Genomic DNA, 26,650 nt, shown 5'->3' with positions numbered 1-26,650 from the left:
GGGGGGGGGGGGGGGGGGGGGGGGGGGGGGGGGGGGGGGGGGGGCGGCCCCCCCCCCCCCCCCCCCGACGGTCCGCTCGCGCGGATCCCCCTCGTTTGACGGACGTTCGGGTCGTCCATCAAACGCACGGCGGAGTGGGCCGAATAAGAGCACTCCGCGCCGGATCGCCGTCCATCGCCGACGGCTTCAGTGGGAGAGACGCACCGCTGTCGCGGTTATGACGCCACTTCCGGCAACTTTTTTCCGCCGGTTCAGCGAGCGGTAACAGGACCGAAATATCAGACTTTTTTCAGCTGTTTCCGCCAGAATGGCGGGATGCCCCCCGTCACCGAACAGTCGGACTCCGACCTCGTCGAGCTGACCAGGGGCGGCAACCGGGAAGCATTCGCCGAACTGTGGAGACGGCACGCCCGCGCGGCCATGACGGTCGCACGCTCTCAGACGTCCACCTTCGACGCCGACGACCTGGTCTCGGAAGCGTATGCCAAGATCTACCGCGCCATCGCGGCGGGCGGCGGCCCCACCACGGCGTTCCGCGCGTACCTCTTCAGCACCGTCCGCAACATCGCCGCGTCGTGGGGGCGGGCCAAGCACGAGACGGCCATCGACGAGATGGAGTCCGTCGAAGACCCCGCCTTCAGCGAGGCTGCGACGATGGAGGCACTCGACCGGTCCCTCACCGCGAAGGCGTTCCACACGCTGCCGAGCCGCTGGCAGGAGGTGCTCTGGTACTGCGAGGTCGAGAGCATGACGCCGCAGCAGGTCGCGCCGCTGTTCGGGATGACGCCCAACGCGGTCGCCGCCCTCGCTTACCGCGCACGCGAGGGGCTGCGTCAGGCCTGGGTGCAGGCGCACCTCGCCTCGACGGCCGAGGGCTCCGAGTGCCGCTGGACCACCGAACGCCTCGGCGCATACGCCCGCCACGGCCTCGGTAAGCGCGACACGGCAGCAGTGGATGCGCACCTCGCCGAGTGCGCGCGCTGCAGCATCGTCGCCTCCGAGGCGTCCGAGGTCGGGTCGCGCCTCTCCCTGGTGCTGCTGCCGCTCACACTCGGCATCGGCGGCGCCTCCGCGTACGCGGCGTGGATGCAGTCGGGGGCGAACGCGGTCAGCTACGCCATCGGAGAGTCGGGCGCGGTGATGCCGGGCTCTGCGGCGCCCGGTGCTGGCGGCGCAGGCTCTGGCGGGGCGGGCGCTGGAAGCGCGGGCGGCTCGGGCTCGGGCGCCGCGACTGCGGCTCCCGCAACCGCCACCGCGGCGGCCGGCACCGGAAGCACCGTCGGCATCGGCCTGACCATCGGCGGCCTGCTCGTCGCCGCGGCTGTCGCCGCCGGGTTCGTCTTCGGCCCCCAGCTGTTCCCGCAGCGGCCCGCGTCGGTCACGGCCAGCCAGCAGCAGCCGGACACCGGCGCAGCGACCGCGCCGCCCGTCCCCGCCCCGGCGGCGCCGCTCGCCGCCGATCCTGCTCCCGCAGCGCCGGCTCCCTCCGTCCCGGCCCCCGCCGTGCCCGTCGTCGCGGCGCCGCAACCCGCCGCCCCATCGACCGGCAACCCGCCATCCACAGCCCCGGTCGCCGTCTCCCCCGGCCAGACCGGGACGACGCCGACAGAGCCCTCCGGCCCCGGCACACCGGGCACCCCCACCCCCACGACGCCGCCGGCCGCCCCCGCCGTCTCCTCCCCCGCCCAGCAGACCGAGACCAACGCCGCCACCCTCGCCGCCTCCGGCACCGCAGCACCGGATGCGCGCATCGTCGTCTCCGCGACACCGGCCACCGCATCGCCGCTCTCCACCGCATCCAGCACAAGCACCGCGTCCACCACCGCCGCGGTCTCCGTCGGCAACACCACCGCCGACCGCACAGGCGCCTGGAGCCTCACGCTCGATCTGTCCTCGCTCACCGACGGCGACTGGTCGCTCGGCTTCGTCCAGGCGACGGCGGGCGGCAGCTCCCCCGCGCAGACCACCACCGTGTCGATCGACCGCACGGCCATCGCCCCGCTGTTCAACGAGCCCGACACCGGCTCCGACACGTACGCCGGGCTCCTCGCACCCATCGTCTCCGGCACCGCAGAGCCCGGGGCGACCGTCGACGTCTACGACCACGGGACGCTGCAGGCCACCGTCACCGCCTCAGCAGACGGCACCTGGGCCACCGATCAGCTCACCGGCGTCCAGCCGGCGTTCGCGATCACCGCGCGGCAGACCGACCGGCTCGGCAACGTGTCAGCAGTGACCGCGCCCCTCACCGGATCCGTGGCCGTGCCCGCCATCCGGATCACGCCGACGCCCGGCCACTCGTTCCTGCTCACCGTGGACGGCGCCCCCGGCGCGACCCTCCGGCTGTCCGCCGACGGCAACCGGATGCAGAACCTCGTGCACCTCGACGCATACGGTCACGCGTCCCAGGGATTCGAATGGGCGCTCGACGACACCCTCCAGCACCGGTTCGGCGTGGCGTACACCGACGGCAGCCGCTACGGCCTGCTCGTCGACCTTCCTGTCACGCTGTTCTGACGCTCTCCGGCTCGGCAGGCGCATCCACCGGCTGCCGCCTCCTGGTCATCCGCCCGATCACGAGCACCAGCACGAGCGCGACGACCAGCAGGCCGATGTAGACGACCGGCAGCACCATCAGGCCGCCCAGGTCGAAGATCATCGCACCGATCAGAGCGCCGCCACCGATGCCGATGTTGAACGACGTCGTGTACAGCGCGCTCGCGGTGTCGCGGAACGCCGCGGACGAGGTGTGGAGCAGCCGCGTCTGCAGCAGGGGAGGCAGCGCGCCGAACGCGAGCCCCCACACGATGAACGCGATCAGGGCGATCACGGGCTGCCCGGCGAACGCCGCGAGCGCTGCGACGGCGACTCCGGTGACCACCAGCGCGAGGATCAACCCGAGCTGCGGGCGCGGCCCGAACAGCGAGCCGGCGAGCACCAGCCCGACCGCGCCGGCGATCCCGTAGAAGAACAGCAAGCCGCCGACGTCGCCGGGTGCGACGCCCATCGGTCCGGTGAGGAACGGGACGACGAACGTGTAGAACGTGTAGTGCCCGATCATCGTGACGGAGGCCACCAGGCACACCATCACGACCGCGACGATGGTCGCGTCCTTCGGGCGGGCCGGGCGTTCGAAGCGCGGCACACCGCGCATCCGGTCGGCGTGGGTGTCGGTCTCACGCTCCACCGTCGGCAGCAGCTTCCACACCAGCAGCGCACCGACCAGCATCAGGACGGCGAGGAAGGCGAACGACAGCCGCCAGCCGAACAGGTGACCGGCGAACGTGCCGAGCGGCACACCGAAGACGAACGCGAGCGTGCCTCCGCCGAGCGTGATCGACACGGCCCTGCCGATCTGCTCCTTCGGCACGAGGTGACCGGCGTACGCGCCGACGATCGACCAGAACAGACCGTGGGCGACACCGCCCAGGATGCGCGAGGCGACCACGAACCCGTAGTCCGGCGCGATGGCCGTCAGCACGTTCGACAGGCCGAGGGCGATCAGGATGCCGACGATCATGGCGTGCCGTGGCCAGCGCTTGGTCAGCGCGGTGAGCGGCGTGCTCGTGATCACCACGGTGAACGCGAAGAACGTGACAAGCAGCCCGATCTGCGCTTCGCTCACGCCGAGCGACGAGCTCATGTCGGGCAGCAGCCCGGTGGGGATCATCTCGCTGGTGACGGACAGGAAGACGGCTGCGGCGAGCGCGAGCAGTCCCGCCCAGGGGAATTTCGGTGAGGTTTTCATTGGCGACGTTGAAGTGGCAGACATGACGAACTGTCCAACGAACGGCGTTCCCCGCCCCATCCGGTCGCCGGTGCGGCAAGACTTCGGATGGCGGGTCGACTACGCGCCCATGTGCGCGCCCAGGGCCGGTGTTCGACCACCGACCAGAAAGGAGTCTACCCGATCGACGCCAGGATGCTCCGGCTGTCCTCGATCTCGATCAGCGGAGCGTACAGCGCCATAGCGTCGAGAGCTCGCCGATGGTCGGCGTCGGTCAGCCCGGCGCATCCATCGGCTGCCACGCGGATGTGCACACCCGCGTCCGCCGCCGGCAGCGCGGTGGAGAGCACGCAGCAGTCGGTGGACACGCCGGTCAGCACGATCTCGGTAGTCCCGCCGAGCGCCGCCTCCAGTCCCGGCCCCCACTTGCCGAACGTGGTCTCGGTGACCACCGCGTCCGCCCGTCCGGCGAACGTCGGCACCAGCTCGTAGAGCCTGTCGTCCTCCGGCACGAGCGCGAACGGCCACTGCTCGTAGTACGGCCCCCAGGCACCGACCGGATGCGCCGGGGCCACGAACCGCGTGAACACCACCCGTTCCCCGAAGGCGGGGAGCATCGACTCGATCACCGCGGCCGCCTCGGCGAACCGCGGGGTGAACCAGTCGCTGTCCTCGTCGCCGAACACGCGCTGCATGTCGACGACGACGAGCGTCGGCTCCGTCACCGCTCCTCCTGGCGGCGGATCGCGCCGCGCGAGAACAGAAGGGTGCCGAGGAAGCCGATCACGAGTGCGACGAGCACGCCGAGGTTGGCGTAGGCCCAGTCGCCCTGCGTGCCGCCGAGCCCGAACGGCCCGAGCAGATAGCCCTGCCAGGTGAGCCAGTTCGCCGAGGCGTTCGTGACGAGACCCCAGCCGATCCCCGTCCCGATCACGATGAGGGCGATGGGCAGCCAGCGCACGCTGCCGTACCGGCCGCGCCTGTCGTAGAGGTCGGCTTCTGCGTAGTCGCGCTTGCGCAGGCTGATGTCGGCCATGAAGATGCCGCACCAGGCAGCGATCGGAACACCGAGGGTGATCAGGAAACCTTGGAACGGCCCGAGGAAGTCGTTGGCGAAGAACACCACGTAGATCGCGCCGGCGGTCATGATCACCCCGTCGATCCCCGCCGCGACGTAGCGCGGCGCCCGGAGCCCGACGCTCAACAGGGCCAGTCCGGACGAGTAGATGTCGAGCACGGCGCCACCGACCAGGCCGAGGACCGCGACGATCACGAACGGCACCAGGAACCAGGTCGGCAGCAGGGAGGCGAGCGCACCGATCGGGTCCGCGGCGATGGCCGTGCTGAGCTTCTCCGACGAGCCGGCCAGCAGGATCCCGAACACCAGCAGGATGACGGGAGCCAGCGACGAGCCGAACGTCGTCCAGCCGACGACGCCGGAACTGCGCGCCGAACGCGGCAGATAGCGGGAGTAGTCCGCGGCGGCGTTCACCCAGCCCAGCCCGAACCCGGTCAGCATGAAGACGAAACCGCCGATCACGTGCGGGAGGTCGCCGGCGGGCAGCGCGGAGACGGCGCCGAGGTCGATGTGGCCGAGCACCAGGATGATGTAGAGCACGGTGAGCACGCCGGTGACGATGGTGATGATCATCTGCATGCGCATGATGAGGTGGAAGCCGATCACACCGCCGGCGATGATGAGCGCGGCCACGACGATGAGCGCCACCACCTTCGTGGCGACACCGCCCTCCCAGCCGAGCTGCGTGAACACCGTCGCCGTCGCCAGCACGGCGAGCGCGGTGAGCACGGTCTCCCAGCCGACCGTGAGCAGCCAGGACAGCACGGACGGCACCCTGTTGCCTTCGACGCCGAACATCGCGCGGCTGAGCACCATCGTCGGCGCAGAGCCGCGCTTGCCTGCGAGCGCGATGAACCCGCAGAACAGGAACGAGATCACGATGCCGACGATCCCGACGATCGTCGCCTGCCAGAACGAGATGCCGAAGCCGAGCAGGAACGAGCCGTAGCTGAGGCCGAACACCGAGACGTTCGCACCGAACCACGGCCAGAACAGATCACGCGGACGGCCCCGGCGTTCGCTCTCCTGGATGGTGTTGAGCCCGTTCAGCTCGACCCCGAGGCCGGTGGCCGGTGTCGTCGGGACGTCCGGGGTGTGCTCGCCCGTAGTGGTCATGCACCGATCCAACTTCACCTCGGTGCGCCGCGTCAATGGCTGTGCACCTCCGCGCGTTCGGCAGCGGCCTGCGCAATCGCTAACCTAACAAGGTGACTCTCTCAGCCCCCGCATCCCCGCAGCCCAACCACTGGGTGCTCACGTTCAGCTGCGCAGACAAGCCGGGCATCGTGCACGCCGTCAGCGGCGCGATCGTCGCCGCGAGAGGCAACATCACCGAGAGCCAGCAGTTCGCGAGCACGGACACCGGCCGCTTCTTCATGCGCCTCCAGGTCGAGTCCGGCGCCGACCGCGCCGAGTTCGAGCGCGCTCTCGCTCCCGTCGTCGAGCAGTTCGGGATGCAGCACCGCGTCGACAACGTCGGCCGTCCGCTGCGTACGCTCGTCCTCGCATCCACTGCGGCGCACTGCCTCAACGACCTGCTGTTCCGCCAGCGCGCTGGCCAGCTGCCGATCGAGATCCCGCTCGTGCTGTCCAACCACGGAACCCTGCGCGACCTGGCCGGTTTCTACGGCGTCCCGTTCGAGTCCCGGCCCGTGGCGGATGCGGAGAGCAAGGCCGCGTTCGAGGCGCGCGTGCTCGAGGCCGTCGAGGAGCACGACATCGAGCTGGTGGTACTGGCCCGCTACATGCAGATCCTCTCCCCCGAGCTGTGCGAGCGCCTGACCGGCCGGGCCATCAACATCCACCACTCCTTCCTCCCCGGCTTCAAGGGCGCGAACCCGTACCGTCAGGCGCACGCCCGCGGTGTGAAACTGATCGGCGCCACGGCGCACTTCGTCACGAGCGACCTCGACGAGGGCCCGATCATCGAGCAGAACGTGGTCAGGGTCGACCACTCGCGCACCGTGCAGGAGCTGGTCGCGATCGGCCAGGACGAGGAGAGCCGCACGCTGACCCAGGCGGTCAAGTGGTTCGCCGAGGACCGCGTCCTCCTCGACGGCGCTCGCACGATCATCTTCCGCTAGGCGGGCACGGGATGCTGCGGCAATAGAATGTATTCCGTGACTTCCACGCAGCACCCGCAGAGCGAGACCAGGGTCGGGCCGAACGACGTCCTCCGGTTCGTTCTGGAACTCTTCGCGATCTTCACCCTCGGCTTCTGGGGCTTCGTTGCCTGGCCGCTGCCGTGGAACATCGTCGTCGGCATCCTCGCTCCGGCCGTCGCCATCGTGCTCTGGGCGCTGTTCCGCTCGCCGAAGGCCGTGCTGCACGTCGACCCGTTCGTCAAGGCGCTGGTCGAAATCGTCGTGTTCGCGTCGGCCGCCCTGGCCTGGTGGGACCTCGGCCAGCCCATCGTCGCCGGAGTGTTCGCGGTCGTCGCGACCGTGAGCGGCATCGTCAACGGACGCAAAGAGTTCTCGTGACCGGCCTCGTCGTCCACAACGCCCGCAAGGTGGATGCGGACGGGCTGGTCGACGACTTCTGGCTCGTCGTCGACGGCGACACCATCACTGCCACCGGCTCGGGCACCGGCTGGCACAGCGCGGCCCAGGGCGGCGGCCGAGAGGTGGTCGACGCCGGAGGGCACTGGCTCACGCCGGGCTTCATCGACCTGCACTGCCATGGCGGCGGCGGCCACCCGTTCGACGACGGTCCGGAGCAGATGCTCGCCGGTCTCGCCACGCACAGAGCGCACGGCACGACACGCTCGCTCGTCTCCCACGTCGCCAACCCACTCGCCTCACTGCGCGAGAGCCTGTCCATCGTCGCCGACCTCGCGGCCGGCGACCCTCTCGTGCTCGGCTCCCACCTGGAGGGCCCGTTCCTGGCGCCGGAGCGCCGGGGTGCGCACGACGCCGCCTTCCTGCGTGAGCCGGGCCCCGAGATGGTCGAGGAGCTGATCGGCGCCGCCCGCGGCACGATGCGCGTCGCGACCATCGCCCCCGAGCTGCCGAACGCGCTGGAGTCGATCGGTGTGCTCATCGAGGCCGGTGTCGTGGTCGGCGTCGGCCACACGGCGGCCGACTACGCCCAGGCCACCCGCGCGTTCGAGGTCGGCGCCCGGCTTCTCACGCACGCGTTCAACGCGATGAACGGCATCCATCACCGCGCGCCCGGCCCCGTCGTGGCCGCGTTCGAGAACCCCGACGTGACCCTGGAGCTCATCCTCGACGGTCTGCACGTGCATCCATCGGTCGCCAGGCTCGCCTTCGACGAGGCGCGTGGACGCGTCGCACTGGTCACCGACGCGATGGCCGCCGCGGGCGCCAGCGACGGTGACTACCGCCTCGGCGGCCTCAACGTCTCCGTGCGCAACGGTCTCGCGGTGCTCTCCGGCACGGAGACCATCGCCGGCTCGACGCTCACCCAGGATGTCGCCCTCCGGAACGCCATCACTCTCGCCGGCCTCGAGCCTGTCAAGGCGGTCGAAGCGGTGACGCTCACCCCCGCGCGGGTGCTGGGCGACGGCCACCGGTTCGGGCGGCTGCGCGCCGGCTACGCGGCGGACGCCGTGATCCTCGACCACGAGTGGACCGTCCGCCGCGTCTTCGCGGCCGGCAGCACCATCGCCGACGGCGCGACCGGCGCCTGAACGCCGAACAGCCCGGCCCTCGGAGGAGGGTCGGGCTGCTGGCGATGTGGATCGGACTACTTGACGAAGTACTCCATGGGGACGGCCGAGACCGTCACGCCTTCGAAGATGTGCACAGCGGTGCCGACATAGCGGCCTGCAACCAAGTCGAAGTCCGCCGTGGCTGTCCAGCGTCCGTTCACGTCGACGATCGCCGTCGCGACGATGGCGCCCGAGCTTCCGACGATCTGGATGGTGGCGCCGTTGTGGCCGTATCCGGTGTAGACGGGCCGCGGACCCGCGGTGTTCGCACCGACGCTCGGGCTGGCCACCGAGTGGGTGCCCACGATCGTGTACTGAAGCACTGCGGGCGTGCTCACGCCGTTGCTGATGTGCGATGCGTGCGTGACGTACCGTCCGACGCCGAGCGGGAACTGCGCGGTCGCGGACCAGTTGCCTGCCGCGTCGACAGTGGTAGACGCGACGAGCCTGCCAGTGTTACCGCGGATCTCCACGGCAGCGCCAGGAGTGCCCACGCCGGAGTAGACCGGGGTCTCGGTGTCGAGGACACCGCCGGCTGCCGGGGACGTCACGCTGAACGGCTTCGCGGTGACGGCGTTGACCACGTACGACAGGCGTGCCTGCGTGGTCGCGCCGCCTGGGATCTCCTGCACGACGGAGCCGATGTAGTAGCCGTTGGCCAGCGGGATCTCCGAGGTGACCGACCAGGTGCCGTCCGCGGCGACCGTGGTCGAGCCCAGGACCGCGCCGCTGCTTCCCCGGACCTGGATGCTGGCGCCGGGCTCACCGGTTCCCGCATACATCGGCTTGTCTGTCGTGACCTGCCCTTCGATCGCCGGAGCTGTGACCACGACAGCGGCCGTGACGGGCACAGCAGCGACGGCGACCGTGAAGTTCGTGGATGCCGCGGTCGTCTCAGACACTCCGGCGACCGTCTGCGTGGCGGTGGCCACCACGGGACCGTTGGCGAGCCCGAACTGCGACTCGACACTCCACGCGCCGTCGTCGCCGACCGTCGTCGAAGCGAGCAGCACGCCGTTTCCGTCGGTGACGACGATGGATGCGCCGGCCTCGCCTGAGCCGGCGAACACGGGCGTCGCCGTGTCGACCGTAGAGCCTGCAACCGGGCCGGTCACTGTGACGGGCACCACAGGAATCGGGACGTTCACCGTGATGAAGTGGTTGAGGGAGGAGACCGGCTTCGTCTGCTCGGTCGGGGTGAAGAAGTCGACCCGGAGCGCGACCGCGCCGTTCGGGAAGTCGGACATTGCCGGCGCCGTCCATCGGCCGTTCGTGTCGATCGCGCCCCCGGCCACGGGCTCGTCTCCGCGGAAGACGACGACGAAGCCGCCGGGGAGGCCGGTTCCAGCGAACTCGGGACGGTTGGTGGTGACCGTCTCACCGAAGCCGGGCGCAGTGACGGACTTCGGATAGGTGGCGGGGTCCGCGATCGCGAAGTTGGACGTCGCTCCCTTGTTGTAGACCGTGACATCGACCATATACGCGCCGTACGCCAGCGGCTTGGTCGGCTTCGGGCACGACCAGTTGCCGGATGCATCCGACTTGAACGTGCAATACGTGTACTTCTTGCCGCCCTCTGGGGTGAGGTAGAGGGTGCCCGCGTAGCTCTTCTTCGACGTCCCGGAGAACACCGGGTACTGGTCGTAGATGATCGACGATGCGGCCGGTGACGTGACGACCGGGATTGTCTGAGCGTCCGTCGCCGCGGAAGCGGGAGCCGCGAACGCGAGCCCTGCCGCCGTAACGAGGAGCGCGGACGCTGCGGCGACACCGGTGCGGGCCGCGCGGAACGCCAGCCCCTTCGGAGCACCGGCGTGCTGTGTGTTTTTACGCATGGGAATGCGGATTTCCTTTCGGCGCCCACACGCGTCCTAGGGAGGCGGCGTGAGCAGTCGGGTAGGGGATCGTTCCCCTGGGTGGGTCAAGCGATTCCAGACCGAGCCCGGTCATCGCTGTCGGAGAGTTCAGAGAAGAGCCCGTCGACATATCGATTCTCACACGCTTTCATTTAGGGTGCAAAATTTCAACGCGGGATAATCAATGTTTTTATGAAAAAAGCCCGGCCCCGTCCATGCCGAGTTCGGCGACAGACGGGACCGGGCTTCCGGTACCGAGAAAGAGTGCGGCTAGAGCTTCTGCCAGGCCGGCTTGTTCGCGTACGCGTACCGGTAGTAGTCGATGTTCTTCAGGCGGGACGCCGCAGCCTCGTCGACCAGGACGGTCACGTGCGGGTGCAGCTGGATCGCCGATCCGGGGTTGCTGGCGGAGACGGGTCCCTCGACGGCTCCGGCGACGGCGTCCGCCTTGCCTTCGCCGAAGGCGAGCAGCAGCAGGTGGCGCGCGCGCAGGATGGTCGACAGCCCCTGCGTGATGCAGTGCATCGGCACGTCCGCCTCGGAGTCGAAGAAGCGCGCGTTGTCTTTGCGCGTCTGCTCGGTGAGCGTCTTCACGCGGGTGATGGAGGCGAACGACGAGCCAGGCTCGTTGAATCCGATGTGGCCGTCCGTGCCGATGCCGAGGATCTGCACATCCACCCCTCCGGATTCGGCGATCGCCTTCTCGTAGTCGGCACCGGCGTGCTCGATCGTGTCGATGTTCCCGTTGGGGACGTGGATGAGCGACGGCGTGAGACCCAGCGGCTCCACGACCTCTCTGCTGATCACCGCGCGGTAGCTCTCCGGGTGGCCGTCCGGGAGCCCGACGTACTCGTCGAGCGCGTACCCGCGGACGTGCGACACGTCGACCCCTGCCGTCTGCACCTTCGCCGCGAGCGCGCGGTAGAGCGCGAGGGGCGTCGATCCTGTCGCCAGGCCGAGCACGGCATCCGGCTTGGTGGAGATCAGGTCGAGGATGCTCTGCGCAGCGAGCTCCCCCGCTGCTGCCTGATCGGGGACGACGACGATTTCAGCCACTGAGTTTCTCTCCTACGAGGGCAGCACCGAGTGCCGCGACGGGTGAATCTTCCGGGACGAGGCGCACGCGGTCCTGCAGCGAGAGCGACGCCAGGAACGGCGAGCTCGTCGACCAGGATTCGAGCACTTCGTGGACGTCGCACAGCAGTCGGTCCCCGAGATGACTGAGGCCGCCGCCGATCACGACGGAGTCGACGTCGACGGTCAGCACGAGAACACGGACAGCTGATGCGATGCCCTCTGCAAGCCTAGCCTTGATCGCCCGCGCGTTCCGGTCGCCGTCCGCCGCGGCGGCGAACAGTGCGCGAACGGGCAGTGGGTCGTCGGTCTTCCACTGCCGGGCGACGCCGGATCCGCTCGCGACCGTCTCCAGGCAGCCGCGCTGGCCGCAGGCGCAGAGCACGCCCTTCGGGTCGACCGGGATGTGCCCGATCTCGCCGGCGATGCCTCCCCTCCCCCGCCACAGCCGTCCGTCGACCACGATCCCCGCCGCCATCCCCGTGCCGAGGTTGAGGTAGGCCATCGTGCCGTCGAGGCCGAGCAGATGATACGCGCCGAGGGCCGCGGCCTTCACGTCGTTCTCGATGCGGACGCCGACGCCGAGCCTGCCGGCGAGCTCCCCGCCGAGCTCGAGTCCCTCCAGCCCCAGATTCACCGCGTGCGCGACGTGACCGGATGCGTTGTCGACCAGCCCGGGGATGCCGATGCCGATCGAGTCGAACCCGGTCGCGGACAGGCCGGTCAGCTCGCCGATCCTGGATACGGCGGCCACCGCGGTCTCGACCACCGCCGTCGACCCGAAGCCGGTGGCCAGCCTGACCCGCTGCGCGAGCGATCCGGAGGCGTCGACGGCGACCGCATCGGTCTTGGTGCCACCGATGTCGATGCCGAGTCTCACGAGCCGGAGCCGAGCAGGTCGAGGAGCGCCCGGCCGACGAGCCTGGATGCGCCGAACGTCGCGATGTCCGCGTACGCCCTGTCGTCGCTCGGCCAGCCCATGTCGACCACGAGCACGCTGTCCCGTTCGGCGCGCAGCCGGTCGATGGCCTCCCGCGCGAACGCGTGCCGGTGATTGTCCTTCCCGATCACCAGCACGGGCGACTGTGCGGCGAGCACCAGCTCGGGATGGTCGCCCTCGGTGAACACGACGGTCGGGTTCGCCGCGAACGCCGCCGCGAACGCGGAGTCCGGGTCGGCCGCCACCTCGGCGAACGGACCCCACGGTGACACGCCGACGGCGATGTTCGCGACCGTGTCGATGCGGACGACGGAGCAGGGGCCCCGGTGGGCGCGCATCCACTCGGCGGCATGCTCGGAGATGTCGAAGGTGCTGATCGCGACGACGACGTCCGTCGGGTCGAGCCGCCCGGCCGGGGCGTCGGCCGGGATGGGCACGGCCGCCTGCTCGGCGCGGAGCTCTGCGGTCAGCGCGAGCACCCGCGCGGCGGCCTCGTCCACCCTGGCCTCCGGCAGCCGGCCGGATTCGACGGCGGCGACGATCGCGTTCTCGATCTCGGCGAGCTGGTCGTCCGTGTTCTCCGTGCCGATGCACAGCAGGTCGCAGCCGGCGGCGAGCGCCAGGACGGCGGCCTCCGGGATGCCGCGATCCCCGCTCGCGCCCTTCATGTCGAGCGCGTCGCTGACGACGACGCCCTGGAACCCGAGTTCCCGGCGAAGCAGGCCCTCGATGATCGTCGGGCTGAACGTCGCCGGCCGCTCCGCATCCAGCTGCGGGAGCAGGATGTGCGAGGTCATGATCGTGCGCGCCCCCGCCTCGATGACGGCGCGGAACGGCAGCAGCTCCCGCTCGCGCAGCTGATCGACGTCGAGGTCGACCTCGGGGAGCACCAGGTGCGAGTCCTGGGCCGTGTCCCCGTGGCCGGGGAAGTGCTTGGCGCAGACGGCGACGCCCGCCGACTGCAGCCCGCGCGTCCACGCTGCGCTCTGCTCGGCCACCAGCTCGGGCGACGAGCCGAAGCTGCGCACGCCGATCACCGGGTTGTCCGGGTTGGAGTTGATGTCCACATCCGGGGCGAAGTCGAGGTTACAGCCCGCCCTGCGCAGCTCCCAGCCCACCCGGCGAGCGACCTGCTCGGTGTACCCGGGGTTGCCGAGCCTGCCGAGAACCGCGTTGCCCGGATATGGCGAGCCCGTCTCGTAGTAGAGGCGGGTGACGTCGCCGCCCTCCTCGTCGATCGCGACGACCGCATCCGGGTTGGCGGCGTAGATCGCGTCGGTGAGCGCGCGGAGCTGCTCGACGGATGCGACGTTCTGGCCGAACACGCACACCCCGCCGAGACCGGCGCGCAGCCGAGCTGCGAGCCAGTCCGGCAGTGTGGTGCCCACGAAACCGGGAACAAGGGTCGCAGCGATCCGCCGGCGCAGGCCGGCGCTCGCTTCTCCCGGTTCTGTGGTGTCCTGGTGCTCGGCGATGCCCGGCCGGCTCACCCCTTCACCGCCCCGCTGACCAGACCGCTGGTCATGCGGCCCTGCACGAAGAGGAAGAAGATGATCACGGGAACCGCGACGAGGGTCGACGCCGCCATCACCTGTCCCCAGTCCGTCGCGCGGGACGCCGACTGCTGGATGAAGCCGCGCAGCCACAGCGGGAGCGTCTGGCTGGAGTTCTCCTGCAGGATCACGAGCGCGACCGTGAACTCGTTCCACGCCTGGAGGAACGCATACACCCCGGATGCGACGAGCCCGGGCGCGAGCAGCGGGAACGTGATGCGCATGAACGCCTGGGTGCGGCTGAGCCCGTCGACCATCGCCGCCTCTTCGAGGTCGGCGGGGATGCCGGCGACGAAGCCGCGGAGCATCCAGATGGTGAACGGCACGACGGCGGCGATGTAGATGATGCTCACGCCGACGACCGTGTTCAGCAGGTTGAGGCTGCCCATCAGCTTGTACTGGGCGATGAAAAGACCCTCGGCCGGCAGCATCTGGATGAGCAGGACGGCCAGCACGAACGACTTGCGTCCGCGGAACTTGAACCGGCTGATCGCGAGGGCTGCGAGGAACGCGAACACGATGCAGAACACGACGGTCACGACGGCGATGATGAGGCTCATCCCGAGTGCGGGGAAGAACGTGCCTCCGTTGATGACCTCGGCGAAGTTGTCGAACGAGCCGCCGAACGGCAGCCAGGTCGGCTTGGTGTTCTGCAGGACGACGTTGGGCAGGAGGGACGAGTTGACCATCCAGTAGACGGGGAAGACCCAGATCAGCGAGACGACGACGCCGACGATCCCCAGAACGACGCGAGACGGCTTGATCTTCTGGCGGAGCTTGCGCGGCGGCTGGGCCTGGGCGTCTGCGCCGGCGATGGATGTGGTCGGCGGAAGCGTGCTGGTCACGATTCGTCCTCCTTGAGCAGGTTGCGCACGTAGAACCAGCTGATCGCGATGGTCAGGATGAGCACGAAGACGCTGACGGCGCTGGCCATCGCGAAGTCGCTCGATCCGACGCCGAGCTGGTAGATGTACGTGCCGAGCAGGTTGGTCTCACTGGCGATCGAGCCCTTGTCTTGCAGCAGACGGATCTGGGTGAAGACGCGTAGGTCCCAGATGATCTGCAGCAGCAGCACGATGCCGAGGACGGGGCGGATCATCGGAAGGATGATGAAGCGGAGGCGCTGGAAGCCTTTCGCGCCGTCCATCTGCGCCGCCTCCAGCACCTCGCCGGAGACCTGCGTGAGGCCGGCGAAGACGGAGAACGCCACGAACGGGACGCTCATCCAGACCACGATGATCATGGCGACGAAGAAGAAGGAGAGCGGGTTCTGCAGCCAGTTGTGGTTCTGGAAGTCGAGGCCCCACGAGGTGAGCGTGTAGTTCACGATGCCGCGGCGCCAGTCGAAGAGCCAGTTCCAGACCGTCATCGCTGCGACGACCGGCATGGCCCACGCCAGCAGCATCGAGATCTGGATGATGATGCGCACGGCCTTGTTGACGGCGTTCATCAGCAGCGCCATTCCGACGCCGATCACCACGGTCACGGCGGCCGTGACCAGGCAGAACGCGATCGAGCGCGCGACGACGACCCACATGTACGGGTCGGAGAACAGCGTGATGTAGTTCTCGAACCACACGAACGGCGCGGGCTGGCCGAACTGCTGGGCGAGTCCGAAGCTCTGCATCGACGTGATGAGCTGCCACACGATCGGGTAGCCGAGCGCGAGGATGAGGATCGCGACCGAGGGGATGAGCAGCGCGTACGGGGTGAACTGGAACCTGCGCTTGCGGGGCGCCGGGGCGTCGGGGCGCCCGGCCCTGGCGGTGGCCTGGGCGGCATCCTGGGTGGTCGTCACGTCTGTCCTCCTTCCTGGGAGAGGGTCTGGTGCTGGGGAAAAGTATGGGGGCAGGCCCAGGGGCGCGGAAGGTGTTTCCCGCGCCCCCGGCCTGCTCGGTGTTTCTGGTGGTGCTGTACTACTTACCGGTCTTGACGTTCATCAGAGCGTCGAGCTTGGTGTTGTACTCCTGCGCGAGGCTCTTGAGATCGGTCGAGTCCTTGATCTTGCTGAAGAACTCTTCCATCACGTTGCCCGCCTCGACGGACGCCCATCCGGGAGCCGCCGGGGTCAGCTTCGAGTTCGACGCGGACTCGATGAGAGCCTTCGCGAACTGGTCGTCGCCGAGCGAGGAGGTGTACTTGCTGTTCGCCGGTCCCAGGCCGTTCTTGCCGAGCATCTCCTGGTAGTCCTTGGAGAAGATGATCTTCATGAGCGTCTTGGAGAGGCCGGGGTTCTTGGTCTTGGCCGAGATCCCGATGTTGGAGCCACCGGCGAACACCGGAGCGGGCTTGCCGTCGTTGCCCGGCAGCACGAACGTTCCGAACGTGTTGTCGTTCCAGGTGCGGACGACCTTGCCATCCTTGGTGGATGCGTCGCCGATCGACCAGTGCGCCCATCCGGGAGCCATGATCGTCGCGGCGGCGAGCGACGTGTCAGCCGTCTTGTTGCCGTCGGCGTCCACGGTCTGGTCGCTGTCGTTCAGGTAGATGTACTGGTTCGAGTCCTTGGCATCGTTCGGAGCCTTGGAAGCGTTCTTGTACAGGTCCTGCAGCTGCTGGAGACCCTTGAGCGAGCCCTCGGAGTCCAGCGTGGCGACCCACTTGCCGTCCTTCTTCTTCGCGATGTCCCCGCCGTTGGCGAAGATCCACGAGATGCCGTTGCGCCAGTCCTGGCCGCCGAGGTAGAAGCCGGAGAAGTCCGCGATCCCCTTCGGGTTCTTGGCCGTGATGGTGGCGACGTCGGTGTTGAACTGGTCGAGCGTGGTGGGCACGGAGACCCCGGCGGCCGACCAGACGTCCTTGCGGTAGAACGCGTACCGCGAACCGAAGTAGTACGGGAGGGTGTACTTCTTGCCGTCGACCTCACCGGCTGCGACGAAGGACTGCAGCAGGTTGTCGCCGCCGAGGTCCTTGTACATGTCGGAGATGTCGAGGAACGCACCCACGTTGGTGAAGGTCGGCGACTGGGTGTTGCCGATCTCGGTCACATCCGGGGTGTTGTTCGCGTCGGGAAGCGACGTCGTCAGCTTGGTGACGATGTCTCCCCAGTCCTGCTGCTGGATGTTGAGGGTCGCGCCGGTCTCCTTCTTGAATTCGTCCTTGAGGTAGGTACGAAGAGCATCCGGAGTATCGGCGCCGACGAGCCACAGGGTGACCGTCTTGCCCTTGCCGTCTGTGCTCGGGGCGGTTCCTCCGCCGGAGGCGCATCCCGCGAGCACGAGAGCGGAAGCTGTAGCCACAGCGGCGAGGCCGACGAGCTTTCTCTTCATTGCACTGTCCTTTCGTAGTGAATGGGGCTTTCTTGGGTGGTCAGTGTGTGCGATTGCCACACCGTGGTGCTGGGGTCGTGGTGGTTCGTGTTCGGGCGGTGCTGTGTTACGAGACCCCGAGTTGTCCGGAGAGGACGAGTACGGCCGCGCCGCGCAGGACGATGTCCTGCCCGAGCGTGGTCATCCGGAGCGTGAGCGTGGCGTGGTTCTCGGCCATGGTCCTGTTCCGGAGCGTGTGGATGGTCGCCTCGGCGAGAGGGCCATCGAGCAGGGTGGTCGGGCCGCTGAGGACGATCTCCGACAGGTTGAGGGCGCCGACGACGGGCGCGAGGGCGATGCCGAGCCGCTGCCCGGCTTCGCGCAGGATGGGTGTCGCATCCGACCCGGACGCCTCCGCCTCGCGGATGCGCTGCTGCAGGCGGGGCACGCTGAGCCAGTGCTCGAGCACCTGGTCGCGGTTGTACGTGGTCTCGAGTCCGAGGTCGGTGCCGACCATGACCTGGCCGATCTCGCCGGCGGCGAAGCGGCTGCCGTAGACGAGGGCGCCCGCGACGATCAGACCGGCTCCGATGCCGTGCCCGACGGTGATGAGCATGAGGTCGCCCGCCGCGTCCCCGTAGCCGTGCTCGGCGAGGACGGCTACGTTGGCGTCGTTGGCGACCACCACGGGAAGCCCGGTGCGCTCGTGCAGCCGCTGCTGCACCCGCTCGTCGACCCAGCCGAGGTTCGGCGCGGTCAGCACGGTGCCGCTCAGGTCGACGACACCCGGCGATCCGACGCCCACGCCCAGGATGGGGGCGGTCGCGGCGCCGATGAGCGCGTCGACCAGCTCGGCCACCTTCGCGAACGCGGCCTCACCGGTGGCGCCGTCGAGCGGAACATCCGCCCGGTGCAGGATGCCGCCGTCGATGTCGAGCACGGCACCCCGGAACATGGCGTGGTCGCTGAGGTCGACGCCGACGATCTGATAGGCGGTTCGGTTGATGTCGAGCAGCACGGCGGGCTTGCCAGGACGGGCGGACTCGCGCTGGCCGAGCTCGACGACGAGTCCCTCCGCCAGCAGCTCGGCGACAAGATCGGAGACAGTGACGCGGGTCAGCCCGGTCTCCCGTGCGATGTCGGCGCGGCTGCGCTCCCCCGCCCGGTACAGCGTCTGCAGCACGAGCGAACGGTTGTGGCTGCGGGCGTGCTCCGGAAGCACTTTCGCGCTGGGACGGAGAGCCCTGCCCGGCGCGAACCCGCGAAGCGCCGGGGTCTGCTGCGCCTGCGCATCCACGGCCAGGGCCGCGGTGCCTCGCTGCACATCCGTCGCGTTCATGTTTGTTAGTAAAGCTTACGAACAAAAGACGCGCAAGTCTTCAGACGGATTTGGTGCGGTGTTTACCGAGTCGTAACAAACGGGGCTATCGACGCTTGCGGCGGCGGGCGAGGTTGAGCGCGAGTCCTGCGGAGAAGCCGACGCATTCGTAACATATTGCGATACGAGTACGCGCCCCGGACAAGCGACTACGCGCACTCCTTCTGCACCGCGGTGAACTTCGCGGCCAGCTCCTGCGCCTTCGACGTGATCTGGTTCACGTCGATGCTCGCGGGATCCTTCATCACGCCCTTCAGGTAGGTCGCGTATGCGTGCACGGCCGTGGAGGCGTCGCTCGTCAGCGCCTTGACCTTCTCGTTGGTGACTTTGGCGTCGAGGTCGGCGACCTTCTGGTCGACCTGGTCGAGGACGGCGAGGGACTTGGCCGGGTCGTCCGTCGACACCTGGCTCTGCAGGGAGGCGACATCGGTCAGGCCGCCCTTCACGATGGCGCAGGCGGCGTCGTGGGTCTGGTTCGAGGCCTGAGCGGCCTTCGTCTGGGTCGGCGACGGGCTGGCGCTCGGGGCTGGACCGGACGTGCATCCTGCCAGCGCGACGGCCGCGATGATGGCGGCCGACACGGCCAGAGACGATCGGATGGCTTTTCCCACGGTTTCCCCCTCGGATTCCGTTCCCCCGCGATGGCGGAACGCGACACCACGATACAGAAAGGCCCGGCGGATGCGTGCATCCACCGGGCCTTCCCACCGTGCGTCGAGCTCTAGCTCAGGCGAGCCTTAAGGTTCTCGCCGAGGGTCGCGAGGAACTCCTCGGTGGTCTGGTACGGCTGGTCCGGGCCGACGAGGAGCGCGAGGTCCTTCGTCATCTTGCCGGACTCGACCGTCTTGATGACCACGTCTTCGAGGGTGTGCGTGAAGTCGATGAGCTCCTGGTTGCCGTCGAGCTTGCCGCGGTGCGCGAGGCCGCGCGTCCAGGCGTAGATCGAGGCGATCGGGTTGGTCGACGTGGGCTTGCCCTGCTGGTGCTGGCGGTAGTGGCGGGTGACCGTACCGTGTGCAGCCTCCGCCTCGACGACCTTGCCGTCCGGGGTGGTGAGCACGGAGGTCATCAGGCCGAGCGAGCCGAAGCCCTGCGCGACGGTGTCAGACTGCACGTCGCCGTCGTAGTTCTTGCAGGCCCAGACGTATCCGCCCTCCCACTTGAGGCTGGATGCGACCATGTCGTCGATCAGACGGTGCTCGTAGGTGAGCCCCGCCGCCTCGAACTTCTCCTTGTACTCGGTGTCGAAGACCTCCTGGAAGAGGTCCTTGAAGCGACCGTCGTACGCCTTGAGGATGGTGTTCTTGGTCGACAGGTAGACCGGGTACTGGCGGTCGAGACCGTAGTTGAACGACGCGCGGGCGAAGTCGCGGATCGACGCATCCTGGTTGTACATGCCCATCGCGACACCGGCGCCGGGCGCCTGATAGATCTCGAAGGACTGGGCCTCTCCGCCGTCGGCCGGCTGGAAGCTCATCGTGAGCGTGCCGGGGCCGTCGAAGGTGAAGTCGGTGGCGCGGTACTGGTCGCCGAAGGCGTGACGGCCGATGACGATCGGCTTGTTCCAGCCGGGCACCAGGCGCGGGATGTTCGAGATGATGATCGGCTCACGGAACACCACACCGCCGAGGATGTTGCGGATCGTGCCGTTCGGGCTGCGCCACATCTTCTTCAGGCCGAACTCCTCGACGCGCGCCTCGTCGGGCGTGATCGTGGCGCACTTGACGCCGACACCGTGCTTCAGGATGGCGTTCGCCGCATCCACGGTGATCTGGTCGTCGGTCTCGTCGCGCTTCTCGATGCCGAGGTCGTAGTACTCGAGGTTCACATCGAGGTACGGGTGGATGAGGGAGTCTTTGATCGCCTGCCAGATGATGCGAGTCATCTCGTCGCCGTCGAGTTCGACGACGGTGCCTTCAACCTTGATCTTGTCCAATGGATCTCCTGTGGTCTGTGCCGTTTTTCAGCCGTCGACAGCTTACCCGAGGCACGCAACTATCTTGACATCGAGACAAATTCGCTCAGGGGATCGGCAGGCTGCGCGACTATGCCAGCATCCCTCGCGCACGTTACCCTTTCGATATGGCTGAGTTGAGACTTGAAGAGTTGAGCGCGTCGAACGTTGTGGCGGCGAACGCTCTCACACTGAAGCCGGGCCAGGAGCAGTTCGTCGCTCCCGTGTCCTACTCGGCTGCGGCCGCCGTCACCAACCCGCAGACCTCCTGGCAGCGCGTCGTCACCGACGGCGACGAGGTCGTCGGGTTCATCATGGGCAACTTCGACCCGGAAGCCGAGCACGAAGAGTTCCGCTCGATCCTTTGGCGCATCAACGTGGATGCGGACGACCAGGGTCGCGGCATCGGCACGTTCGCGGTCCACTCGCTCGCCGACGAGGCGCGCAACCGCGGGCTCTCGCGGCTCTACGTCATCTGGGAGCCCGGCGAGCTCGGTCCTGAGCAGTTCTTCCTCCGCAGCGGCTTCCAGCCCATCGGCGAGACCCAGTACGGCGAGACGATCGGTGCCCTCGAGCTCTGAGCGGAGCGGCGCGACCGGCGACGGCCGCACGGACGACGACGGCCGCACCGACGACGACGCCCAGCCGTTCGTCGAGCGCGTCCTCTCCGTTGTCGAGTCGATCCCGTCCGGCAGGGTGATGACCTACGGCGACGTGGCCGCCACCCTGGGATCGCGCGCCGCGCGCATGGTCGGCCAGATCATGGCCTACTACGGCAGCGACTACCCGTGGTGGCGCGTGGTGCGGGCGAGCGGTCACCCTCCCGCCAACCACGAGCACATCGCGCTGCAGTACTACCGCGAGGAGGGCACGCCCCTCCTCGGCGGGGGAACGGCCGCGTACCGCGTCGACCTGCCGGCCGCCCGATACACTCCATAGCAGGGTCATCCCAGCGACCGATGCACCGCTCAGCTTGTTCGTGTTGACTGGTGAGGTCTGTCTACCGCACCTTCAGGAGTCTTCGTGCACCGTATCCGTCTCGTCGGTCTCGCCGCGTCTGCCGCCGTCCTCGCCGTGACCCTCTCCGGATGCTCGGTCGTCGCCGCGTTCGTCCCTCACGTTGACGCGGCGATCTACGACTCCGCCAAGGAGTTCAAGGCGGCATCCACCGCCGCGTTCGGGTCGCCGACGTTCGTCCCTGACGACGCCACGATCATCCGGGTCGACTACGACACCAAGGGTGCAGGCGCCATCCTCACCTACGCGTCGAAGACGCATTTCGTCGCGGGCACCTGCGAGAAGCCGGCGCCCATCCCGAAGCCGACGGTGCAGGACAGTTGGTGGCCGGTCGACGGCATCCCCGCCCAGGGCGTGAGCTGCCCGGGCGGCTGGACGGCGTTCCTCATCGGCGATCAGGTCTACGCGGCGACGCCGAAGAACTAGCGGCGACGCATCCCGCTGCCGCCCGCTAGTCCGCGCTCTGCGCTGCGTGCGGTGCGGGGATGGTGAGCTCGATGATCGTCCCGAGCCCCGCGACGGACTGAACCTCTGCGTGCCCGTCGACGGCCTCGACGCGGTCGCGGATCCCGCCGAGCCCTCCGCCCGGTTCGACGCGGGCTCCGCCCTGGCCGTCGTCCTTCACGACCACCGTCACGGTCCCGTCCGTCCGGCTCACGCTCACCGAGCAGTTGCGCGCCTGCGAGTGCTTCGCCGCGTTCGCGAGCGCTTCCGACACCGAGAAGTAGATCGTCTCCTCGATCACGTCCGGCAGCCGGTGCGGCACGTCGACGTGCACCTCGACCGGGAGATGGCTGCGGTTGGCGAGCTCTTCGATCGCCGACGCCAGGTCCCCGTCGGTGAGCACCGTCGGGTGGATGCCCCTCGCCAGCTCCCGCAGCTCCCTCAGGGCGTCCGCCAGTTGGGTGGATGCGCGCGCCAGGTCGTCTGCGAGCTCCGCGCTCCCGGCCGTCTCGGCTTTCGCCGTCGCGATCCGCAGGCTGATGGCGAGCGAGACGAGCTGCTGCTGCGACCCGTCGTGCAGGTCGCGCTCCAGCCGGCGCCTGGCGAGGTAGCCCTCCTCGACGATGCGGAGACGCGACTCGCGCACCTCCTGCAGCGTGCGCTCGAGCTTCTGGCGCAACCGGTCGTTGTCGACGGAGAGCAGCAGGGCGGAGGACACCGCATCCAGCAGCCTGTCGTCCTGACTGAGGGCAACATCGTGCTCGATCAGCGCGATCGGGCCCTGGTCGGAGTCGATCGTGAGCGTGGAGCGGCCGGGGCGCTGCGGCCCGCCGCCGTCGGCGATGCGTTCGCCGTCGCTGGTCTCGAAGCCCTCCAGGTGGTCGTCCCACCAGTAGACGCGCAGCGAACTGTCGTGCAGCGTGCGCGCGAGGCTCGACTCCCACAGCGCCCTGTCGACCCTGTCGCGGGCGACGATCACCAGGTCGGCCACCCTCGATCGCAGCCCGCGCGCGTAGAGCACGCCGCCGACGTACGACGGCGGGATGAGCGCGATCGCCAGCGGAGGAACGAACTGCAGCCAGCCGCTGTCCCAACCGAGGGTGAAGCTCACCGAGTCCTGCACAGTGCCGTAGCACCAGAGCAGCAGCGCGAGCGGCATCACGAACGCCACTCTCCGCGCGGGCAACGTCGACTGGAACCAGCGCATCGCGAGCCTCACCGCGACGGTCAGCAACAGGGCGAGCCCAGCCAGCCGCCAGCCGACCCCGAACCAGAAGTCCGCTCCGTCGCTCGGGACGATCGCGTACGCGTTCGGGACGCACCCGCACTCGGCGGGCGTCGGCGACGAGAACAGCAGGATGCCCGCGAAGCGCACGAGGAAGGCGACGGACACGGCGATGACGATCCAACGGTCGAAGCGCGAGACGATCCTGCCGGTCGGATACGACAGCACCAGGATCCCGACCAGCACCGCCCACAGGTCGGTCACGCCCTCCAGCAGCGGCCACAGCCAGCCGATGTCCCTGACGATCGGATACCAGGCGCCCGCCGCCCAGAACAGGGATGCGCCGACCATCAGCCACCCGGCGATGGGACTGCGCACCACCTTCCACGCGACGATCGCGCATCCGGCGTAGACCAGCGCGACGAGGACGAACACGATCGCCCAGCCGATGCCCTGCGGGCGCGGCCCGTAGTCGCCGGTCATAGCGCTCACGATCTGCGCGACGACATTCGCCGCGACCGCGAGCACGACGGCGAGCGAGCGGAGCCAGAGCCGCGCGGCCCTCATCCCGGCCTCTGTCCCCGCCTCAGACGTCCCGGCCAAGGAAGCGCAGCACGGCGAGCACGCGCCGGTGACCTTCCGCGGAGTCCTCGACGTCGAGCTTCGACATGATGTGGCCGATGTGGGACTCGACCGTGCGCAGGCTGAGGTGCAGGTCGGCCGCGATCCCGGCGTTCGACTTGCCCTCCGCCATCAGCCGGATCACGTCGCGCTCACGGGCGGACAGCGTGTCGAGCGACACCGTCGCCGACCGTGCGGAGACCAGCAGCTGCACGACCTCCGGGTCGACCACCGAGCCGCCCGCCGCGACGCTGCGCACGGCGTTGACCAGGGTGTTCGCGTCGGCGACGCGGTCCTTCAGCAGATATCCCGTGCCGCTTCCCGCGCTCATCGCGCGGATCGCGTACGAGGCCGTCGTGTACATCGACAGCAGCAGCACCCCCACCTCGGACCCGGATGCGCGCAGCTCTTCGAGAGCGCGCAGCCCCTCGTCCGTGTGGGTCGGCGGCATCTTGATGTCGAGCACGACGGCGTCGATGTCCCGGTCGCTGTCGACCACGGCGAGAAGCTCCTCCGCCGAGTCGACGGAGGCGACGACGTCCAGCCCGCCCGCGCGCAGAATCTGTCCGATCCCTTCGCGGAGAAGTACCGCGTCATCGGCGACAGCGACACGCAGCGAGCGCGGCTCACTGCTGATTCCCGCGACCACGCGCTTACCTTAGCAGGCTGCGAATCGCCTCGCCGCTCAGTTCTGCTTTGCTGATGAAGCCCTCTGCCCCGCTATCGGCGACGCGGTGCCCGTAGTCGCGCACGGAGCGACTGGAGGTGAGCACGACGGCCGCCCCCGTGGCGTGCATCGCGGAGACGAGTTCGAAGCCGCTGGTGTCCGGCAGGGCGATGTCGAGGAGCACCACGTCGGGGGTGAGTTTGCGGCTCAGCTCGACACCGCGAGCTCCCGTGTCAGCGTCCCCGACGACCGAGAACTTCTCCAGTTTCAGCAGTTCTGCCGCCTGTGCACGGAAGCGCGCGTGGTCGTCGACGATCACAACGCGGAGGCACATGCCGACAATCATCGCCGAACGCGCTTTCGAAAGCATCCGTGCCTCCACGCAAACGAATGGGGTGGCCCCCCGGATGTGGGTCACACCCCCCAGGGCCAGCATGTGAGTAAGCCGACCAGAACCCGAGGGATGCCGCCCGGCCCGACGAACGGCATCCCACTGGCCGACACCCAGAGCGAGGAGAAAGGCCATGTTCACCGCAACCCGACCCGCACGGCCGAACGGCGCGCAACCCGAAGGCGCGCCGCCGGCTGCGGGGGTGGACCTGGACAGGAGCGCCGTGCCGGAGCCCGACTTCGACATCGACGAACTCGTGGCACGACACAGCCTTCCGCTCGTCGTGATCGACGTGGCCCGCGCAGCACGGCAGTATCGTGCGCTGCGGGAGGCGTTCCCGAACGTCGAGGTGCACTACGACGTGAGCGCTCTCGCGCATCCCGCCCTCATCGCGGCGGTCGCGGAGTCCGGCGGATCGTTCGTCGCCGCCCATGACGGAGCCCTCGCCGCGCTGACAGCGTCGCAGTCCGACCTGCGCCGCGTGCTGCACGCGACAGCGGCGACGCACCCGCACGAGGTGCTTGCCGCGTACAACGCCGGCGTCCGCCGGTTCGTCGTCGACGGACCGGCGGACGTCGAGAAGTTCGCCTCGGCGCCGCACGACCTCGCCCTGGTGGTGCGGTTGCAGCCGCACACTCCCCCGCAGGCGGCGCACGTCGCCCCGCGCGGGGTGACAGCACGGGATGCGCACCGCGTCGTCCGCGACGCCGCCGCCCTGGGCGTGCGGATCGCCGGCTTCTCGCTCAGCACCCGGCCTGGCGCGAGCTGCTCGGACTACGTCGCCGCCATCGCGCGGACCGCCGGGGTGATGGCGGACGTGCAGGCCGCGACCGGCGCACGTTTCGACGTCCTCGACCTCGGCGACGGGTTTCCCGGCCGGGCCGCCAGGCGGCCGGGCGAGCGGGCCGAACTGGCCAGGGCGATCCGCGCGATCGTCGCCCCAGGCACCTCCCGGGTCACCGTGACCGCGTCGGCCGGGCACGCGGTGACGGCCGGCTGCATCACGATCATCGGCGGGACGGTCGAACGCGATGTCGACCCGTTCACCGCCAGCGAGTGCATCGACGCAGGGGCGGAGGTCGCGGTGCTCGTCGACGGCGACCAGCCGCATCCACTGCTGCGTCTCCCCTTCTTCCGGGCGGTCGCCACGAGCGGACACCGCATCCTCCGTAGCGTCCAGCGCGGGAGAACCACCGGGTCCACGGCGGGCTGAACTTCAACCCCTCTGTTCGCCGGACACGGCGGCGGGGGAAGCGGCACCTGCCGCCTCCCCCGCCGGAACCTCGTCGCGTGTGTCGCGTCGCGTGTGACTACTTGAGGTTCACCTCGTTGGCCTGGCCCTGGTCGTCGACCTTCGGCTCGTTGCCGGTCTCGACGATGTTGCCGCTGGCGGTGAACACGACGGACTCGATCGACGTGGCCGTGACCTTGTTGATCGCGCCGTTGATCGTGAGCATCTGAACGGCGCCGACGGTCACGAGGGTGTTCGACGCGTCGACGATCACGGTCGCACAGTCGCCGGGGATGGTCACATCCAGGTTGTTCTCCGTGATCGTCGCTGTGCCGCCCGGGCACTCCGCGTCCGACTTGGGGATTTCGGGCAGCGCGTCGGCGGGAGCGCCGGAGGCGGACGGCGTCGAGGTCGCCGACGGCTTCGCGGTGGCGGTGGATGCCGGCGAACCCGCGTCGGCGCACCCGGCGAGGCCGGCAGCGGCGAGCGCGATGGAGGCGATCGCGAAGGATCGGCGCAGGGCAGTGATGCTCGTCACGGGGACGTTCTTCACGGTGGGGGTCTTCATGGTGT

Annotated in this window: 25 protein-coding genes; 8 read left to right on the top strand and 17 right to left on the bottom strand. The window is 69.0% G+C overall.

From position 1 onward, the window contains the following. The first annotated feature begins 315 nt into the window (after positions 1-315). Positions 316-2,517, top strand: a complete 2,202-nt coding sequence (locus AC1ROC_RS18945) for a sigma-70 family RNA polymerase sigma factor (RefSeq protein ID WP_493001861.1) — start codon at positions 316-318, stop codon at positions 2,515-2,517. Here the strand turns inward: AC1ROC_RS18945 and AC1ROC_RS18940 are convergent. The 3 genes from AC1ROC_RS18940 to AC1ROC_RS18930 all read right to left on the bottom strand — a co-directional run bounded on the left by AC1ROC_RS18940 (position 2,504) and on the right by AC1ROC_RS18930 (position 5,921). Continuing rightward, on the bottom strand, positions 2,504-3,748 hold the full coding sequence (locus tag AC1ROC_RS18940) for an MFS transporter (RefSeq protein WP_256922040.1): 1,245 nt from the start codon (positions 3,746-3,748) through the stop codon (positions 2,504-2,506). The two genes, AC1ROC_RS18945 and AC1ROC_RS18940, sit on opposite strands and share 14 nt — an antisense overlap. A 155-nt stretch (positions 3,749-3,903) precedes the next feature. After that, on the bottom strand, positions 3,904-4,452 hold the full coding sequence (locus AC1ROC_RS18935; protein ID WP_085370177.1) for a cysteine hydrolase family protein: 549 nt from the start codon (positions 4,450-4,452) through the stop codon (positions 3,904-3,906). After that, positions 4,449-5,921, bottom strand: coding sequence for a purine-cytosine permease family protein (locus AC1ROC_RS18930; protein WP_085370178.1), 1,473 nt, complete (start codon positions 5,919-5,921; stop codon positions 4,449-4,451). Before AC1ROC_RS18930 ends, AC1ROC_RS18935 begins: the two co-directional genes overlap by 4 nt. 92 nt (positions 5,922-6,013) lie before the next feature. On the opposite strand from AC1ROC_RS18930, the gene purU reads away from it, so the two are divergent. Genes purU through nagA form a run of 3 tightly spaced genes read left to right on the top strand, consistent with a single transcriptional unit; the run spans position 6,014 to position 8,457 of the window. Continuing rightward, positions 6,014-6,889 carry a formyltetrahydrofolate deformylase gene (gene purU / locus AC1ROC_RS18925; RefSeq protein ID WP_493001860.1) on the top strand — a complete coding sequence of 292 codons (876 nt, stop codon included), beginning with the start codon at positions 6,014-6,016 and terminating at the stop codon, positions 6,887-6,889. Positions 6,890-6,925: 36 nt separating this feature from the next. Next, the gene (locus AC1ROC_RS18920; RefSeq protein WP_247597128.1) at positions 6,926-7,288 is read left to right on the top strand and encodes a YrdB family protein; all 363 of its coding nucleotides are present in this window, start codon (positions 6,926-6,928) and stop codon (positions 7,286-7,288) included. After that, positions 7,285-8,457: an N-acetylglucosamine-6-phosphate deacetylase gene (gene nagA / locus AC1ROC_RS18915; protein WP_085370181.1), complete on the top strand. Its 1,173-nt coding sequence runs from the start codon at positions 7,285-7,287 to the stop codon at positions 8,455-8,457. Before AC1ROC_RS18920 ends, nagA begins: the two co-directional genes overlap by 4 nt. 56 nt (positions 8,458-8,513) lie before the next feature. Here the strand turns inward: nagA and AC1ROC_RS18910 are convergent, their stop codons facing one another. From AC1ROC_RS18910 to AC1ROC_RS18865, 10 genes are all read right to left on the bottom strand, one after another. Next, complete coding sequence (locus tag AC1ROC_RS18910; RefSeq protein WP_085370182.1) at positions 8,514-10,313, bottom strand: Ig-like domain-containing protein; 1,800 nt, start codon at positions 10,311-10,313, stop codon at positions 8,514-8,516. Between the two features lie 291 nt (positions 10,314-10,604). Beyond that, positions 10,605-11,390: a glucosamine-6-phosphate deaminase gene (gene nagB / locus AC1ROC_RS18905; protein ID WP_085370183.1), complete on the bottom strand. Its 786-nt coding sequence runs from the start codon at positions 11,388-11,390 to the stop codon at positions 10,605-10,607. Next, positions 11,383-12,288, bottom strand: a complete 906-nt coding sequence (locus tag AC1ROC_RS18900) for an ROK family protein (RefSeq protein ID WP_085370184.1) — start codon at positions 12,286-12,288, stop codon at positions 11,383-11,385. Before AC1ROC_RS18900 ends, nagB begins: the two co-directional genes overlap by 8 nt. Next, positions 12,285-13,838, bottom strand: coding sequence for a glycoside hydrolase family 3 protein (locus AC1ROC_RS18895; RefSeq protein ID WP_256922041.1), 1,554 nt, complete (start codon positions 13,836-13,838; stop codon positions 12,285-12,287). The genes AC1ROC_RS18900 and AC1ROC_RS18895 overlap by 4 nt, the downstream gene beginning before the upstream one ends. Further along, positions 13,835-14,665 carry a carbohydrate ABC transporter permease gene (locus AC1ROC_RS18890; RefSeq protein WP_256922046.1) on the bottom strand — a complete coding sequence of 277 codons (831 nt, stop codon included), beginning with the start codon at positions 14,663-14,665 and terminating at the stop codon, positions 13,835-13,837. Before AC1ROC_RS18890 ends, AC1ROC_RS18895 begins: the two co-directional genes overlap by 4 nt. Before the next feature lie 77 nt (positions 14,666-14,742). After that, positions 14,743-15,699 (bottom strand): carbohydrate ABC transporter permease, encoded by a 957-nt coding sequence (locus tag AC1ROC_RS18885; protein ID WP_085370185.1) that lies wholly within the window; start codon positions 15,697-15,699, stop codon positions 14,743-14,745. A 118-nt stretch (positions 15,700-15,817) separates the two neighbouring features. Beyond that, positions 15,818-17,170, bottom strand: coding sequence for an extracellular solute-binding protein (locus tag AC1ROC_RS18880; protein WP_085370186.1), 1,353 nt, complete (start codon positions 17,168-17,170; stop codon positions 15,818-15,820). Between the two features lie 106 nt (positions 17,171-17,276). Continuing rightward, positions 17,277-18,488, bottom strand: coding sequence for an ROK family transcriptional regulator (locus AC1ROC_RS18875; protein WP_085370187.1), 1,212 nt, complete (start codon positions 18,486-18,488; stop codon positions 17,277-17,279). A gap of 188 nt (positions 18,489-18,676) precedes the next feature. Continuing rightward, positions 18,677-19,138, bottom strand: coding sequence for a hypothetical protein (locus AC1ROC_RS18870; protein WP_085370188.1), 462 nt, complete (start codon positions 19,136-19,138; stop codon positions 18,677-18,679). 110 nt (positions 19,139-19,248) lie between these two features. Next, positions 19,249-20,463 carry an NADP-dependent isocitrate dehydrogenase gene (locus AC1ROC_RS18865; RefSeq protein ID WP_085370189.1) on the bottom strand — a complete coding sequence of 405 codons (1,215 nt, stop codon included), beginning with the start codon at positions 20,461-20,463 and terminating at the stop codon, positions 19,249-19,251. A gap of 146 nt (positions 20,464-20,609) precedes the next feature. Here AC1ROC_RS18865 and AC1ROC_RS18860 point away from each other — a divergent pair, with 146 nt between their 5' ends. The 3 genes from AC1ROC_RS18860 to AC1ROC_RS18850 all read left to right on the top strand — a co-directional run bounded on the left by AC1ROC_RS18860 (position 20,610) and on the right by AC1ROC_RS18850 (position 21,924). Further along, positions 20,610-21,062: a GNAT family N-acetyltransferase gene (locus AC1ROC_RS18860; protein WP_085370190.1), complete on the top strand. Its 453-nt coding sequence runs from the start codon at positions 20,610-20,612 to the stop codon at positions 21,060-21,062. Next, complete coding sequence (locus AC1ROC_RS18855; protein WP_493001859.1) at positions 21,046-21,420, top strand: MGMT family protein; 375 nt, start codon at positions 21,046-21,048, stop codon at positions 21,418-21,420. The genes AC1ROC_RS18860 and AC1ROC_RS18855 overlap by 17 nt, the downstream gene beginning before the upstream one ends. Positions 21,421-21,504: 84 nt before the next feature. Beyond that, entirely contained in the window at positions 21,505-21,924 is a 420-nt protein-coding gene (locus AC1ROC_RS18850) for a hypothetical protein (RefSeq protein WP_085370192.1), read from the top strand. A 25-nt stretch (positions 21,925-21,949) separates the two neighbouring features. Here the strand turns inward: AC1ROC_RS18850 and AC1ROC_RS18845 are convergent, their stop codons facing one another. From AC1ROC_RS18845 to AC1ROC_RS18835, 3 genes are read right to left on the bottom strand one after another with little or no spacing between them, the layout of a single operon-like run. Further along, positions 21,950-23,734 (bottom strand): sensor histidine kinase, encoded by a 1,785-nt coding sequence (locus AC1ROC_RS18845; protein WP_085370193.1) that lies wholly within the window; start codon positions 23,732-23,734, stop codon positions 21,950-21,952. A gap of 19 nt (positions 23,735-23,753) precedes the next feature. Beyond that, positions 23,754-24,437, bottom strand: a complete 684-nt coding sequence (locus AC1ROC_RS18840; RefSeq protein ID WP_256922042.1) for a response regulator transcription factor — start codon at positions 24,435-24,437, stop codon at positions 23,754-23,756. A gap of 4 nt (positions 24,438-24,441) precedes the next feature. Then, complete coding sequence (locus tag AC1ROC_RS18835; RefSeq protein WP_085370251.1) at positions 24,442-24,789, bottom strand: response regulator; 348 nt, start codon at positions 24,787-24,789, stop codon at positions 24,442-24,444. A gap of 190 nt (positions 24,790-24,979) precedes the next feature. Here AC1ROC_RS18835 and AC1ROC_RS18830 point away from each other — a divergent pair, with 190 nt between their 5' ends. Beyond that, positions 24,980-26,059 carry a type III PLP-dependent enzyme domain-containing protein gene (locus AC1ROC_RS18830; RefSeq protein WP_085370194.1) on the top strand — a complete coding sequence of 360 codons (1,080 nt, stop codon included), beginning with the start codon at positions 24,980-24,982 and terminating at the stop codon, positions 26,057-26,059. Positions 26,060-26,156: 97 nt separating this feature from the next. On the opposite strand, the gene AC1ROC_RS18825 is transcribed toward AC1ROC_RS18830, so the two are convergent. Beyond that, positions 26,157-26,645, bottom strand: a complete 489-nt coding sequence (locus AC1ROC_RS18825) for a hypothetical protein (protein WP_493001858.1) — start codon at positions 26,643-26,645, stop codon at positions 26,157-26,159. Positions 26,646-26,650: the final 5 nt, after the last annotated feature.

It is taken from the genome of Leifsonia sp. GW821-FHT13C05, from assembly GCF_058806515.1.
Note: the sequence above shows the minus strand (reverse complement) of the source record. Positions and strands in the feature narration are given on the sequence as shown.

What these genes read in the sequence shown, in the direction of transcription:
- AC1ROC_RS18945 (WP_493001861.1), top strand. Translation starts at nt 316, where the DNA reads ATGCCCCCCGTCACCGAACAGTCGGACTCCGACCTCGTCGAGCTGACC.
- AC1ROC_RS18940 (WP_256922040.1), bottom strand. Translation starts at nt 3,748, where the DNA reads ATGAAAACCTCACCGAAATTCCCCTGGGCGGGACTGCTCGCGCTCGCC.
- AC1ROC_RS18930 (WP_085370178.1), bottom strand. Translation starts at nt 5,921, where the DNA reads ATGACCACTACGGGCGAGCACACCCCGGACGTCCCGACGACACCGGCC.
- AC1ROC_RS18910 (WP_085370182.1), bottom strand. Translation starts at nt 10,313, where the DNA reads ATGCGTAAAAACACACAGCACGCCGGTGCTCCGAAGGGGCTGGCGTTC.
- AC1ROC_RS18880 (WP_085370186.1), bottom strand. Translation starts at nt 17,170, where the DNA reads ATGAAGAGAAAGCTCGTCGGCCTCGCCGCTGTGGCTACAGCTTCCGCT.
- AC1ROC_RS18875 (WP_085370187.1), bottom strand. Translation starts at nt 18,488, where the DNA reads ATGAACGCGACGGATGTGCAGCGAGGCACCGCGGCCCTGGCCGTGGAT.
- AC1ROC_RS18860 (WP_085370190.1), top strand. Translation starts at nt 20,610, where the DNA reads ATGGCTGAGTTGAGACTTGAAGAGTTGAGCGCGTCGAACGTTGTGGCG.
- AC1ROC_RS18845 (WP_085370193.1), bottom strand. Translation starts at nt 23,734, where the DNA reads ATGAGGGCCGCGCGGCTCTGGCTCCGCTCGCTCGCCGTCGTGCTCGCG.
- AC1ROC_RS18835 (WP_085370251.1), bottom strand. Translation starts at nt 24,789, where the DNA reads ATGTGCCTCCGCGTTGTGATCGTCGACGACCACGCGCGCTTCCGTGCA.
- AC1ROC_RS18830 (WP_085370194.1), top strand. Translation starts at nt 24,980, where the DNA reads ATGTTCACCGCAACCCGACCCGCACGGCCGAACGGCGCGCAACCCGAA.
- AC1ROC_RS18825 (WP_493001858.1), bottom strand. Translation starts at nt 26,645, where the DNA reads ATGAAGACCCCCACCGTGAAGAACGTCCCCGTGACGAGCATCACTGCC.